Annotated in this window: 15 protein-coding genes; 14 read left to right on the forward strand and 1 reads right to left on the reverse strand. The window is 41.8% G+C overall.

From position 1 onward, the window contains the following. Positions 1 to 10 precede the first annotated feature (10 nt). The 9 genes from ACN9MR_RS08030 to ACN9MR_RS08070 are packed head-to-tail and all read left to right on the forward strand — an operon-like array spanning position 11 to position 8,430. The gene (locus ACN9MR_RS08030) at positions 11 to 1,156 is read left to right on the forward strand and encodes a plasmid transfer protein (protein WP_426329092.1); all 1,146 of its coding nucleotides are present in this window, start codon (positions 11 to 13) and stop codon (positions 1,154 to 1,156) included. A 17-nt stretch (positions 1,157 to 1,173) separates the two neighbouring features. Then, a complete protein-coding gene (gene traK / locus ACN9MR_RS08035; protein ID WP_426329093.1) occupies positions 1,174 to 1,788 on the forward strand; it encodes a conjugative transposon protein TraK in 615 nt (204 codons plus the stop codon). Continuing rightward, the gene (locus tag ACN9MR_RS08040; protein ID WP_426329094.1) at positions 1,766 to 2,194 is read left to right on the forward strand and encodes a hypothetical protein; all 429 of its coding nucleotides are present in this window, start codon (positions 1,766 to 1,768) and stop codon (positions 2,192 to 2,194) included. Before traK ends, ACN9MR_RS08040 begins: the two co-directional genes overlap by 23 nt. 10 nt (positions 2,195 to 2,204) lie before the next feature. After that, on the forward strand, positions 2,205 to 3,395 hold the full coding sequence (traM, locus tag ACN9MR_RS08045; RefSeq protein WP_426329095.1) for a conjugative transposon protein TraM: 1,191 nt from the start codon (positions 2,205 to 2,207) through the stop codon (positions 3,393 to 3,395). Between the two features lie 7 nt (positions 3,396 to 3,402). After that, positions 3,403 to 4,242 (forward strand): conjugative transposon protein TraN, encoded by an 840-nt coding sequence (gene traN / locus ACN9MR_RS08050; protein WP_426329096.1) that lies wholly within the window; start codon positions 3,403 to 3,405, stop codon positions 4,240 to 4,242. A gap of 11 nt (positions 4,243 to 4,253) precedes the next feature. Continuing rightward, a complete protein-coding gene (locus ACN9MR_RS08055; protein WP_426329097.1) occupies positions 4,254 to 6,212 on the forward strand; it encodes a type IV secretion system DNA-binding domain-containing protein in 1,959 nt (652 codons plus the stop codon). Then, entirely contained in the window at positions 6,205 to 6,708 is a 504-nt protein-coding gene (locus tag ACN9MR_RS08060; protein WP_426329098.1) for a M23 family metallopeptidase, read from the forward strand. Before ACN9MR_RS08055 ends, ACN9MR_RS08060 begins: the two co-directional genes overlap by 8 nt. A 57-nt stretch (positions 6,709 to 6,765) precedes the next feature. After that, positions 6,766 to 7,575, forward strand: a complete 810-nt coding sequence (locus ACN9MR_RS08065) for a DUF4099 domain-containing protein (protein WP_426329099.1) — start codon at positions 6,766 to 6,768, stop codon at positions 7,573 to 7,575. A gap of 57 nt (positions 7,576 to 7,632) precedes the next feature. Continuing rightward, the gene (locus tag ACN9MR_RS08070) at positions 7,633 to 8,430 is read left to right on the forward strand and encodes a hypothetical protein (RefSeq protein WP_426329100.1); all 798 of its coding nucleotides are present in this window, start codon (positions 7,633 to 7,635) and stop codon (positions 8,428 to 8,430) included. Positions 8,431 to 8,726: 296 nt separating this feature from the next. On the opposite strand, the gene ACN9MR_RS08075 is transcribed toward ACN9MR_RS08070, so the two are convergent. After that, positions 8,727 to 9,128: a hypothetical protein gene (locus ACN9MR_RS08075; protein ID WP_184471035.1), complete on the reverse strand. Its 402-nt coding sequence runs from the start codon at positions 9,126 to 9,128 to the stop codon at positions 8,727 to 8,729. 120 nt (positions 9,129 to 9,248) lie between these two features. On the opposite strand from ACN9MR_RS08075, the gene ACN9MR_RS08080 reads away from it, so the two are divergent. The 5 genes from ACN9MR_RS08080 to ACN9MR_RS08100 all read left to right on the forward strand — a co-directional run bounded on the left by ACN9MR_RS08080 (position 9,249) and on the right by ACN9MR_RS08100 (position 12,650). After that, positions 9,249 to 9,818 (forward strand): UPF0758 domain-containing protein, encoded by a 570-nt coding sequence (locus tag ACN9MR_RS08080; protein ID WP_184471037.1) that lies wholly within the window; start codon positions 9,249 to 9,251, stop codon positions 9,816 to 9,818. Positions 9,819 to 10,589: 771 nt separating this feature from the next. After that, positions 10,590 to 10,856, forward strand: coding sequence for a helix-turn-helix domain-containing protein (locus tag ACN9MR_RS08085; RefSeq protein WP_184471039.1), 267 nt, complete (start codon positions 10,590 to 10,592; stop codon positions 10,854 to 10,856). A 260-nt stretch (positions 10,857 to 11,116) separates the two neighbouring features. Continuing rightward, complete coding sequence (locus ACN9MR_RS08090; RefSeq protein WP_426329101.1) at positions 11,117 to 11,335, forward strand: helix-turn-helix transcriptional regulator; 219 nt, start codon at positions 11,117 to 11,119, stop codon at positions 11,333 to 11,335. Beyond that, the gene (locus ACN9MR_RS08095) at positions 11,332 to 11,658 is read left to right on the forward strand and encodes a HipA N-terminal domain-containing protein (protein WP_184471043.1); all 327 of its coding nucleotides are present in this window, start codon (positions 11,332 to 11,334) and stop codon (positions 11,656 to 11,658) included. The genes ACN9MR_RS08090 and ACN9MR_RS08095 overlap by 4 nt, the downstream gene beginning before the upstream one ends. Beyond that, complete coding sequence (locus ACN9MR_RS08100) at positions 11,655 to 12,650, forward strand: type II toxin-antitoxin system HipA family toxin (RefSeq protein WP_184471045.1); 996 nt, start codon at positions 11,655 to 11,657, stop codon at positions 12,648 to 12,650. The genes ACN9MR_RS08095 and ACN9MR_RS08100 overlap by 4 nt, the downstream gene beginning before the upstream one ends. Positions 12,651 to 12,764 lie beyond the last annotated feature (114 nt).

Genomic DNA, 12,764 nt, shown 5'->3' on the forward strand with positions numbered 1-12,764 from the left:
CAAAAGGGAAATGAAAAAGATTTTATTGTTAGGCGTGGTCATGCTGACCGTTGGTTTAGCATTTGGGCAGACCACCGATTATCGCAGGTCCTTTGAGTTCCTGCAGGGAAACAGGGTGTATGAAGAAGGCATGATGACTATTTTAGAGGGATTAAAGGATTCAGTATGGGTACATTCTGGGTCGTTTATTGCTGACGCCAAGGCATTGGCCGCGGTCTTTATGATTATCTTTTTTGCGATCAAATCCTACGAGATGATAGCTGGGGATAAAAAGCTGGAGATTATGCCGCTTTTAAGACCTTTTGGTCTGGTCATGATCATACTATGGTGGGGTGCATTTGTTAAAATGGTCGCTTTTCCAACGGACCTTGTGGCCGCCAGGACAGAAACGATGTTCGATAGTGAGCAGGCAGAGGTTAATACGCTTAGGCTTATCCGCGCCGATTATATGCAGAAGGTCGCCAATTCCCTTTACAGTTTTCAGGCGGAAACTGAAATGGCGGAAAAGGAGTCCGATACCTGGATGGGAAGGGCCTGGGATTCTGTGACCAGCACGGTGAAAGAAGGAATGTCTACTGTGGTCAGTCCTGTGATAGAACTGAAGAACCGTATGAAGATCGGCATGCAGCTTCTGCTGACCCAATTGCTGGAATTACTTGGGATCTGGATACTTCGGCTGGCAACCTATGTGATTTTTATGATCCAGATTATCTATTCCACCATCCTGATCATCTTGGGACCCTTTGCTGTCGCTGTGAGTATACTGCCGGCTTTCCGCGATTCTTTAAGCACCTGGATAGCGCGTTTTGTATCGGTCAACCTTTATCTGGGAATTGCCTATCTGATTATGTACCTGGTGGCGCTGTTACAGAAATATGCCATGACCACTGAGATCAGTAGGTATAAAGAACTTATCGGTGAAAATGGAGAAGCTGCCAATCTGGAAAAAATGGCCTGGTTTGCAGGCAACGGTATCCTTTCTTTTGGAACGGTAATCGTAAGCTTTCTGATTGGTGCCATTTGTATGTTTACTGTGCCGAGTATTTCCACCTGGATTATATCTACATCAGGTATCAGTTCAGCTGCCTCCAATTTTGGCCGTGGATCTCAGACCGTTATCGGTATAGCCAGAAAGGCTACGGGTAAATTCTTTTAAACCATAATCCAATCATCATGATCATTAAAAATATTGAGTCCAAGATACGTTTGGCTACCATTGTTTCTATTGGCAGTCTGGTCTGTGCCTTTCTGATCTCGATTTCGACTGGTTTTTTTGCTTATAAGCAAATAGAGATTGCCAGGCGCAGTATTTACATTTTTGAAAACAATGTTCCTGTGTTGGCCAGACAGACCGACGAGCAACTGATCCGCCCGGCAGTATACCGCGGACATGTGGAGCTTTTTCATTCACTTTTCTTTTCCCTTACCCCGGATGACAGGTATATCGACTACCAGATGAAAAAGGCAATGTACCTCATCGATGAGTCTGGGATGCAACAATACCTGAACCTGAAGGAAAAAGGCTATTTCAGTTCTATTCTTTCCAGTAGTTCGGTGCTGACCCTTCAGACCGATTCGATCTATATCGATGTTAAAAAGAAATACTTCCGCTATTATGGAAAGCAGCGGATTGAACGCAGAAGTTCTATTGTTACCCGTTCAATGATTACAGAAGGTTACTTAAGGGATATCCCGAAAAGTGATAATAATCTTTACGGGGTACTGATCATTTCCTGGAAAACACTTGAAAATAAAGATATCGAAAATGTTCAGAAAAATCCGATCTAACAGGGCACCTGACAGGACGGTTCCTGTCGAGCTCTATCATGAATTCCGTCCTTATCTGATTCTGTTGCGCAGAAGAATGTTGCGGCAATTAAAGACATATCCAAAACAGGTATTTGTGCTGATGGTCATACTGATCATTTTTTCGGTACTGTATTCATTTGACGTAATGTCTTTGAATGATAAAAAGAAAGTTAAGGCGGTCGTTTTTAGTAATCGGGAAAAGAGTAGTAAACCGACTTATTACATTAATGATGGGTTATCCCGGATCAGTACAACAGGGGCAAAACTTAGGAAAACGCTGGAGATCAGAAAACAGGTAGATTCGGTGTTGGACAGGGAAACACTGAATAGAGCTGATTCTGCTTTTCTGGAAGCTAAACTAGAGGAGCTTAGAAAGCTCCGTTAACCAAAATGTTATGAAAATAGATTTTAAAAATCCAAGGTACATCATACCATTGATTGCCGTTCCCTTTCTATGTCTTTTCTTTTTTGTGTACCGGCAGAGCACATCGAAAAAACAGATGATAAGGGCTGAGAAGGATATCAGCGGAAACCTTGCAGAAATATCGGACCAGGTCCGCGAGCGAGGACTTTCCGATAAGCTGGAAGCCTACAAGAACAGTTACAAGGAATCTGATGGTTATTCGGCAATCAAAACCGTAAGCGACGATAAGTTGCCACAGGCGACGATGGCAAGTTCATATTCTGATTTGGAGAAAAACAGACTTGATTCCATTGAAGAATCTATCAAAAGGCAGGCCTACGTAGCTATGCCTCAGATTAGGAAACCTTTATCTATATATTCTCGAACCGAAAGCAGTATTGGCAATAGGCCGGAAGAGCGGGCTGTGGCACAGGCACTGGCAAGCCTGGCGGAGGCAAGAAACAGAGAAAGGCCACCATCTATTGGTACGACGAAAGAAACTGACCCCATGGATCTTTTTAAAAAGCAGATGGCCTATATGGATAGTCTGCAGAAAGTTAATGATCCGGCTTACATCGATCTGCAGAAGGAAAAAAAGAGAAAGGCAGAGGAACTTATCCGGGAAGAAAAAGTTCTTCCCGTATCCAGAAAATCTGCGGTTCAATCTGAATTTAATACCCTTTTAGCAGATGAAAGCAGGGAGATGATCACCGCGATCATCGACGAAGATGTTACCGGATATTCAGGATCAAGGATCAGGCTTCGGTTGCTTGAGCAGGTTTATGCAGGGAAACTGCAGTTGCCAAAAGGAACATCCATGTATGCTAGGATCAGTGGTTTTTCAGATCAACGTGTTCAGTTAGAGATTAGTTCTGTTCTTTGTGCAGGTAAAATTCTGCCGATAAAACTTTTAGTCTATGACACGGACGGCCTACCTGGATTATATGTCCCTGCGTCTGCTTTTAGGGAGTTTTCTAAAGGCCTTGGCTCAAGCCCTGTCCAGGGATTCAATACGATGGGAAGTGCACAGACCCAGAATGAATTTGTAATGAGTACTGTTGACCGGCTGTTCCAATCATCTTCTGCTGCCATTGCCAATATGGTCAGGAAAAACAGGGCAAAATTAAAATACAACAATCAAGTGTTCCTTGTTGATCCCCAGGATCTTCAGGGCCAAAAATAAAAACGATATGAAAAATATAATTTTAACAGCCATTTTAGTTCTTAATATGGCGGGGAACCTTTTTGCGCAAGTTTCGGCTAATACAGTTGGATCATCCCCAGAAATCCCAAAGATTTTTATCAAGCGTTCCCTTACGCTGCATTTTCTTGCTCCGGAAAAGATTGCCTATGTCGATATTCCCAAAGGACTCGTTGGCGATCTGCCGGATAAAAACCTGCTGAGGGTCAAAATTCCTGATTCCGCCAAAATCAAAGATGCGTTTATGGGCGTACTCACCATCCTTGGGGAAAAACGGATCAAACAGTATGCGGTGATCTATGATGACAGGCCGGAAACTGCTTTCAGTCCGCTAATTGATATTGGTATTGGTGGGATGAGGGTAATTGAATCAAAAGCTTCATCGATATCCAGTACTGAACTTGACAGCATTTCAAGGTTAATGCTGGAACATAGACCATTGAATACGGATGTAAGGAAAAGTAAAAATGGAATCCGTGCGATGTTAAATGGCATTGGTACACTTGGAGAATATATTCTGCTGGATATCGGTTTTGAAAATACGACCCATATCCCTTACGAGATAGATGGATTGAAGTTCCGCATTGAAGACCAGAAACAGCATAAGGCGACAACGGTACAGTCACTGGAGATTCTTCCGATATCAAGCCTACAAAATATCCAGGTCTTTGAAAAAAGGTACAGGAATATTTTTGTACTTCGAAAGCTGACCTTCCCGGATCATAAACTGCTCAAGGTAGAACTTTCCGAAAAGCAGATCTCAGGACGTTCAATTACTTTTGATATCCGCTATTCAGATATCCTTAAGGCTAAAAAGATTATCATGTAAATGAGATTCCTATGGAAGAGACAAGGGAAATCCAAAAACTCCACGGTTTTCTGCAGTGTCTGATCTACTTTGCGATTGCGCTGGAGGTAAGTGTTTTTGTCTATCTGGGTGCACCATTCTGGGGTATCTTCAATATAGGGCTGGTAAAGATCAAAACAATCATCATATACGAAGAACTGGTTTATAGCAAGCTTTCTGTGCTGTTGTTGATCTGCCTGGTCAGCATTGGAACATTATCAAAAAAGCAGTTGGACTTTGACCCAAAGACAAAAGTAGTTTATCCTTTGAGTCTTGGTCTGCTCCTTTATTTCGGTAGCCTGTTTCTTTATGGAAAACCTGGCCGGCTTTTGTTTGCTTACACCACAACAATGGATCTGACCTACATTGTATTTTCCTTTGTCGGCGCTATACTGATCAGTATTTCTATGGATAATGTTTCCAAGATCATCAGGTCGGGACTGGGCAAGGATAAATGGAATGTTGAAGCGGAAAGTTTTATGCAGCAGGTCAAAAAAATAGAAAATCCTTATTCGGTAAATATACCGATGCTTTTCTATTACAAGAAAAAGGTTAGAAAGGGCTGGGCGAATCTGGTCAATGTTTTTCGTGCAACGATTTTGATCGGGACACCTGGCTCGGGGAAATCCTTTTCGGTCGTGAACCCTTTTATCAGGCAGCTGATTGCCAAGTCTTTTGCAGTCTGTCTGTACGATTTTAAGTTTCCAGACCTTGGAAAGATTGCCTACTATCATTTTAATAAAAATAAGGCTGAAGGAAAACTGAAAGCATTTAGTTTTCATGTAATCAACCTGAATCAGGTGGAAAAAAGCAGGAGGATCAATCCTTTAAGATCTGACTATATCAAAACACTGGCTGACGCATCGGAAACTGCTGAAGCATTGGTAGAAGCGCTTAAAAAGGGTGATAAAGCCAGTGGTAGTGACGCTTTTTTTACCCAATCGGCCATCAATTTCCTGGCCTCCTGTATTTATTTTATGAGCAGGTACAATAGGGGTGTGTTTTCGACTCTTCCGCATATACTCTCTTTCCTTAATAGGTCATATGATGAGATATTTTCTGTACTCTTCACCGAGCCGGAACTGGTTTCCTTACTGTCACCGTTCCGCTCAGTATTTATGGCTAAGGCTTTTGATCAGCTTGAGGGGCAGATCGGCACACTGAAAATCTTTATCAGTAGGATGGCAACTGTCGAAACATTTTGGGTGTTTTCAGAGGATGATTTCAACCTGAAAATTTCTGATCCATCCTCGCCTGGATTATTGGTGCTGGCTAATGATCCCAATACCCAGAACATTAATTCTGCCTGTTATTCTGTAGTACTCAATCGCCTTACCAGGCTGATCAATTCAAAAGGAAACCTTCCATCGGCCCTAATACTGGATGAGGTTCCAACACTTTTCGTTCACCGGATTGAGAACCTCATTGCAACTGCAAGGTCCAACAAGGTGGCGGTTTTAATGGGACTACAGGAATTGCCTCAGTTCAAACAGCAATATGGGAAGGATACGGCCACCACGATTACTTCTGTTGTTGGTAACGTCCTATCTGGCTCGGTAAGGAACAAAGAAACTTTAGACTGGTTGGAAAGGATCTTCGGTAAATCAAAACAGATCGGAGAAAGCATTTCCATCGATAGGAGCAAAGTATCCAAATCAATCAGTGAAAAGATGGAGGTGCTGATACCAGCAGGCAAGATTGCTTCCTTGGGAGCCGGCGAACTGGTAGGGATACTTGCCACGGATGCGCGTGATAAATTTACTGGCGGGTATGAAACTTCAGCTATAAACTGCAAAATTAACCTGGATTTAAAAGAAATTAAAAAGGAGGAAGAAGGATATGTTGAACTACCTAAATTTTACGACTTTGGGGGAAAGAAGGAAGAAATCCTCAGGAGGAATTTTTTGCGGATCAATAAGGAGATCGAAATGCTGGTGGCCGGTTTTGGTTAGTACTTTATTGATCGGTGTTAAAGGATATGGGGCGGATCAGGATACGGTTTCTTCTAAGAACTGCTACGCAACACTTCCGCTCAAAGTATTTAAACTGAATTCTCCTTATGGGATCAGAACCCACCCCGTTAACGGAGAGCTGCATTCTTTTCACAAAGGAATAGACATAGCAGGTAAAAACGAGATTGTTGTTTCTTTGCTTCCAGGAATAATTGATAAAATTGGCTATACGTCCATAATGGGCAATTATGTTGCCATAAGATACGGTGGCTATACCGTCTATTATGCCCACTTATCCAAAATATATTGTTCTGTTGCCCAGGTTGTTTCTACGGGGTATCCCATAGGGCTTACCGGATCAACGGGCAGGACAACGGGCGAACACCTGCATCTATCTGTGTTTCGGGGCAGAGTGAGCATTAATCCACTTTACTTTCTTTTGATGATCCTATCAAAGTCAGGCGGTGAACTCAAGCATTATTTATATGGCGGATAAGCAAAATTACACATTGCCCCCCATCAGATTTTAATCCAAATTTTTAAATGAATCAATATGCAGACTGCAAACTTGAATGTGCGGGATCTTCCCCTTGAAGATCTACGCGAACTCGGACTGTTTAGGGAAGGAGAAATCACACTTTCCAAAAAAGATACAGATGCGCTATTGGCCGGGATGCGGACAGGGCTCATAAAGCTAAATGATATCAATCATGGCGGCATTGAAATAAAGGAGATGAGTGTAAAGCTCTCCATGGCCAAAAGTGCATATGGAAAAGCTGAACTGTTGGTGCACCCAGTTTACAAACAGAGTAACCTTCCTTCCATTATTTCCCGGGAGGAAGGAGATGACCTGCTGACAGGCCTGAAAGCCAACCTCATTAAAGAGACTTCTGAGAATGGACAGCAAAAGAAGCTGATGGTGGAATATGACTGGGACACGCGCGAATTTATTGTCACCGATACTTCAAGGCTCAAGGTACCGGATATGATCAATGGTATGCCACTTACCCCTTACCAGAAAGAACGGTTCGGCAACGGGCGGCAGATCGAAATGCCTGACGGGACTACCTTTCAGGCCAGTAGTACTACTCCGGATGGCATTCGTTCCAATAGGTTGGCATTGGTTGTCTCCCTTTTGATGGACGGTGGGATATCCTATCTCCTGTTAACAGGGCTAAAAGCTATGGTTGGTGACAGGGGACTTTTGCCGCAGAAAGATGAGCGGAATGAAAATTATCAGAAAGCGCTTAAGGCAGCGGCCGTCCAAAAGTCGGCAAACAAAAGTACTGAGGAAAGAATCTCTCAGGTAACGAACAATACTGAGTACTCGCGTGGATACGGCAGATCAGGGCTATCTAGATAAATTTTTTAGATAAAAAACATTAATCAACTAATTTGTAAATCTTTAATTTTTTAAGTTATGAATGAGAATAATTTAGAGTACTTACAGAATACTTTAAAGTACTTAGGCTTTGGAGATTCTCTAAATGCAGGTCTGAAGGAATCAATTGCACATGGACCCCAAGGCTTTAACCTCCAGTCCCCAGCTATGGAGATGTCAGATCCGGCCAAAAGATATGAGCAGGGGTTTGGAGATAAGATTTCATACTTACTTAATTTTTCAAAAAGTAAGGAAACCGACATGTATTTTTTTAACAGTTATCAGGCGATGTTGAAGAAGGCTGAGACACATGATCTTATCTCACAGACTTTTTATATCAACAAAGGAAAAGGAGTGACCGCTAAGGAAAGTTATAACCTGCTTTCAGGACGTGCAGTAAACAAGGATGTGGTTTTGAAAAGTGGCGAAAAAGCAAATCTTTGGCTAACGCTCGATTTTGCTAAACATACCCCGGAGAAAGGTTACGCTATGAATCCCTATGGAGAAAATTATGGCTTTAACCTTAAAGAGACAGTAGATAAATATAACATACTGAATATGGAGAAGCCTGGTTTTAGGGATCAGTTGTTGAAGAGTCTTGAACGTGGAAATCTTCATGAGGTATCCTTCACGAAGAACGGCAAGGAAACAACGGGCTTTGTAACAGCGAATCCTCAATTTAAAACGTTAGACTTTTATGATAAGGATTTAAGCCAGGTTTACAGCAAAGCTGTTGACCGAAGAGAGCCTCTGGTTGCGGTAGGAAGGAATAGCGAGCAGGAAGTTGCACAGGATCAGGCGGCATCTGTGGAAGAAAAAACGGGGAGGGGCAGGTAGATCTGCCCGGAATTTGAGGATACAAGTTGTCCTGTACATGGGGGCTTTGCCCCCGTGCTTTTGCGTGGATAATTTCTTTGGTTGGATGTCTGTAATTGATTGTAATTAAGGTCTTTATATGATAAACTGATTTGGTAATACAAGATTACAAACGATTCTTTCTAGACGAGGCTAACACATAATGTAGTGACGGTTAATCTGGTAACCTAAAATTGATCTTCAAACTGATGTTTCTTTTCCAAGTAGGTGAGTTTGTTCTTAAACGAAAGGAAAATAAACGCTTGAAGTCCGGTAAATTAAAGAATGACCATCTTGTCGTTCTGGACCACAAGGATTTTACCGTTCTCAAGCTCAAGCCAGCCATAATCGAAGCAAAATTTATAGATGCCTTTCGATGTAATGAGAATCCTGGTCTGGAACTCAAAATTGAAACCGTTGTCCCTTAACAAGAATTCGCTGACAACCTTTGGCTCCCTATTTTCACCATATTGTGCTTTTAATACCTTATGGTTGTTCTGCAGGATGTCTATTATTTTGTGCAGGAAAAGGGGTGCATTCCATTTTTCGGTCTTTAACTGATCACGCCTGGCCCTGTTGCGGCACTGGTCGCTGCAAAAGATTTTATCGCTTCTTCCCTCGAATGTATTGCCGCAGTATTTGTAACTGCAGAGCCGTTGGGTTTCTCTGAGTTGTTGCATCTCGAATAAGTATCAGGGTTTTTCGATCCGGTTTTTATCCGATCGGATCGGATACGCTAATATACAACCGATTAGCTTGAAATCAAATTTCCAATTTTGTCTAAACTTAAAATGATGAACATGGAAAATACTAATCTTGCAACCGAAAACTTTTCCTCTGGGAAGAAAAATTACTTTCTCGATTTTAAGAGAGCGGTAAATGATAACCGTTATCTGTGCATTACCAGAAGCGATCAGCAAAAAAATGGTAACTATAAACGTTCAACTGTTGTGGTCTTTGAGGAAGATTTTCATTTTCTTATTTCCGCAATGTCATCCCTGTTCCATTCAGCGGCATATCTGCATCAGGATAATTATGGTATTGCGGATATGACCTGTCTTAAGAGAGCCAGTAGCCATAGCGGGATTAAATCATGGGATGTAGCGCTAAGGCCCAGGGAAAAATTTGTTTCACTTGGAGCGGAACGGATGAGTGATGCTGAGCTAATGGCGATGCTAATCGGTTCTGGGCAAATAGATGTGAGCGCGGTGGATATCGCGAAAAATATTCTAAAAGCGGTTGGGGGCAGGCTTGATTTGCTGGGCGGTCTGGATCATAAAACGCTGAGCAAATTTAAAGGGATAGGACTGGCAAAGTCCAGTGCTATTCTGGCTGCACTTGAACTGGGGAGGAGGATGTGCGCGGTTTAGTGACTAATATCGACAATTGTAATAGTGCCAATGCTTTAAATAATAGACGGGCGTTTGATAAGGCTCCTGAGCTACGAGGCAATGTAAGCTGCCGGGTCGAGGAGAAGGAGCCAGGATGCAGGAAGGGATCTATTAGGACTTCCATCTTGCCAGTCTTCACTGAAAAGATCCACTGCACATTGCCTGATCATCTACTTAGCTTTTAACCAGAAATACAAGATCTTTTACCCGATCATAAACGATGTCCCTGCAGATATTGAGTATCTTGTGACAGAAAGATGTAGCTGGCTTGGTTATATCGTTTACAAGAGTCTGGTGGGTGAACAGGATAGGGGCTTTTTATCATAATCCGATATTTCCGATTCTGCCGGATTTCAAAACCCATCGAGCCTATGGGGCTAAGGGTGCTGATCTTTAGAAAAATTATAGGAACTTAAATAGATATTAAACTATTCAAGGTTCTTGTTCAAGACGATACTTCATTTAACTAAATAAATAATTTAACAGAGGCCCTTTGATAGTTCATTAATTCGACACTCATCGCGGCTCATAATTAGCTCATATTTGGATTAATTCGAGCCATTTTGGCTCAAAAATTTGCTGCTTCTATTTATTCTGATACGTTTGGGTGGCAAAATGAATGCTTATTTTAAGTTGGGTATTATATGAATGATATAACTCTTTGATAGATTGATATTAATATATAATAAATTTCAGATTTTAGTAAGCATTTGCGATAAATAATTATTGTACAATCTTATCATCGACAACATGGAGATTTCTGAAATCGTTACAAAAGCAGATATAAAACAGCTCAAGGAAGATATTTTTGAGGAATTACGACGGAATAGGTTTTTTGGCGCAAAAGCGCCTTCTAAAAAAGAATGGCTGAAAAGTTATGAGGTCTGTGGTCTACTCTCCATTTCAAAGGGAACTTTAAGCAGCTATAGACGAAGGGGGATTGTAAGGTATTCTAAGATCGGTGGACTTATGTACTACAAATATGAAGACATAGAGGCCTTGTTACTAAAGAAGTAACAGTGCTTATCTTGATAAACCTATTAGGTAAAGACAAAACTATTCAGAGTTAATCGATCAACAGTGCTAGGCGATGTAGTAATCAAACACCGGATAATAACTGCAATTGAGGCATTCAGTTGACTAAAATCATATTATAATATGATTTTATGGTCAAAAAACCAGTGGATTGGATCGTTTTCTTTAAAAATCTTATTATAGTGTGATTTTTGTTGTTTTTAAGTGAAATGTTTTCTACTTTTATTGAAAATCATATTATAATGGGAAAAACGGTTGGCGATCTTTTATTGGAGCGGCGTAAGGAGCTGAAAATGACACAGCCTTACCTAGCCGAACTTGCTGGCGTTAGTATCAATACGCTTTATAAGATTGAACGCAATGAAGGAAATCCAACTTTAGAAGTTTTAAGGCGTATCGGACTCATTTTGGGCCTAGAGGTGACCTTCAAACTGGCGGAATCAAACGAAGATAATCTATGAGAAAGGCAGGTGTATTTTTGAATAACAGATTGGCAGGGTATTTATCTGAATACAATAGGAATGATTATGTTTTCAGGTATGAGGATGAATACTTTATTGATAGTGCACTGCCTGCAATCAGCTTAACTCTGCCGAAGGAGAAACAGGAGTTTAGAAGCAGTTCTCTGTTCCCTTTTTTCTATAATATGCTTTCAGAAGGGGTAAACAAGAAAATGCAGGCCAGGCAGTTTCGGCTTGATGAAAACGATGCATTTGGACTGCTTTTGAAAACAGCTGGGGAGGATACAATTGGTGCAGTTACCGTTAAAGAAATAATAGAATGAAGATCATAAATGATCCTGGGACGCTCGCCGGAGGTTTTGATACTTATAGCCCACTTGCCAGACGCAGGCTCTTCGGTGGAAGAGAGGTAAGTCACATTCTGCCTTACGCTGCCCCCGGTAAAGATGATAGGGACGAAGAGATTTTTCTGGAAAACCGTAAGCGGATCTCTATTTCAGGGGTACAGGAAAAACTCTCGGTGCTCCGCTTTGGTAAGGAGCTCAGGTTGACCAGGCAGGGTGAACAGGGAACATATATCTTAAAGCCAATTCCCAGGGACATTAAAATGCCTGCACAGGTACCTGCGAATGAACATTTGACCATGCAGATTGCAAAACAGGTCTATGGTATTGCCACCGCGGAGAACGCCCTTATTTTCTTTAAAGGCGGTGAGCCGGCATACATTACCCTGAGGTTTGATGTAAAGCCAGATGGAACTAAATGGCGGATGGAGGATTTTGCAAGCCTGGCGGGGAAGGTAGGTAATGATGGAAATGCTGATTATAAGTATGACTATAATTATGAATCTTTAGCCGCGCTTATCCGTCAATTCGTTCCGGCATGGCGGGTAGAGATCGAAAAGTTCTTCCGGTTAGTAGTATTCAATTATCTTTTTTCCAACGGCGATGCCCATCTCAAGAATTTTTCAATTATTGAGACCAGTCAGGGTGATTTCGTCTTAAGTCCGGCTTATGATCTGCTAAATACCAAAATCCATGTCAACGATTCGGATTTTGGCCTCAATGGCGGCCTGTTCGCGGATGGTTACAAATCAGCCTATCAAAGGACACAAGGCCATGTGGCTGGGTCCGACTTTATTGAATTTGGCAGACGGATCGGTATTCAAGAAAAGCGTATTGAGAAATTACTCGCTCCTTTCAGGGAGCGCAGTGAGCTGGTCGAGAGCCTGACTGATCGTTCTTTCCTTGAGAGCAGCCAGAAAAAAACGTATCTTTTTGGTTATAATCGCAAGCGAAAGCTTCTGAACAAATAACAATTTAAGGGTGTTCCATTTCCTAACCCTTAAACAAACCATATAAGATGGATGCTTTATGGTTAAAATCTCCTTTCACCTGTCATCTTTGATATGGGGCATAATCCCCCTCAA

Source organism: Pedobacter sp. R-06 (assembly GCF_049913135.1).
Lineage (GTDB): Bacteria > Bacteroidota > Bacteroidia > Sphingobacteriales > Sphingobacteriaceae > Pedobacter.

Excerpts from the sequence above, each read along its gene's own strand:
- ACN9MR_RS08030 (WP_426329092.1), top strand. The coding sequence starts at position 11 with ATGAAAAAGATTTTATTGTTAGGCGTGGTCATGCTGACCGTTGGTTTA.
- traK (WP_426329093.1), top strand. The coding sequence starts at position 1,174 with ATGATCATTAAAAATATTGAGTCCAAGATACGTTTGGCTACCATTGTT.
- ACN9MR_RS08040 (WP_426329094.1), top strand. The coding sequence starts at position 1,766 with ATGTTCAGAAAAATCCGATCTAACAGGGCACCTGACAGGACGGTTCCT.
- traM (WP_426329095.1), top strand. The coding sequence starts at position 2,205 with ATGAAAATAGATTTTAAAAATCCAAGGTACATCATACCATTGATTGCC.
- traN (WP_426329096.1), top strand. The coding sequence starts at position 3,403 with ATGAAAAATATAATTTTAACAGCCATTTTAGTTCTTAATATGGCGGGG.
- ACN9MR_RS08055 (WP_426329097.1), top strand. The coding sequence starts at position 4,254 with ATGGAAGAGACAAGGGAAATCCAAAAACTCCACGGTTTTCTGCAGTGT.
- ACN9MR_RS08065 (WP_426329099.1), top strand. The coding sequence starts at position 6,766 with ATGCAGACTGCAAACTTGAATGTGCGGGATCTTCCCCTTGAAGATCTA.
- ACN9MR_RS08070 (WP_426329100.1), top strand. The coding sequence starts at position 7,633 with ATGAATGAGAATAATTTAGAGTACTTACAGAATACTTTAAAGTACTTA.
- ACN9MR_RS08075 (WP_184471035.1), bottom strand. The coding sequence starts at position 9,128 with ATGCAACAACTCAGAGAAACCCAACGGCTCTGCAGTTACAAATACTGC.
- ACN9MR_RS08080 (WP_184471037.1), top strand. The coding sequence starts at position 9,249 with ATGGAAAATACTAATCTTGCAACCGAAAACTTTTCCTCTGGGAAGAAA.
- ACN9MR_RS08085 (WP_184471039.1), top strand. The coding sequence starts at position 10,590 with ATGGAGATTTCTGAAATCGTTACAAAAGCAGATATAAAACAGCTCAAG.
- ACN9MR_RS08090 (WP_426329101.1), top strand. The coding sequence starts at position 11,117 with ATGGGAAAAACGGTTGGCGATCTTTTATTGGAGCGGCGTAAGGAGCTG.
- ACN9MR_RS08095 (WP_184471043.1), top strand. The coding sequence starts at position 11,332 with ATGAGAAAGGCAGGTGTATTTTTGAATAACAGATTGGCAGGGTATTTA.
- ACN9MR_RS08100 (WP_184471045.1), top strand. The coding sequence starts at position 11,655 with ATGAAGATCATAAATGATCCTGGGACGCTCGCCGGAGGTTTTGATACT.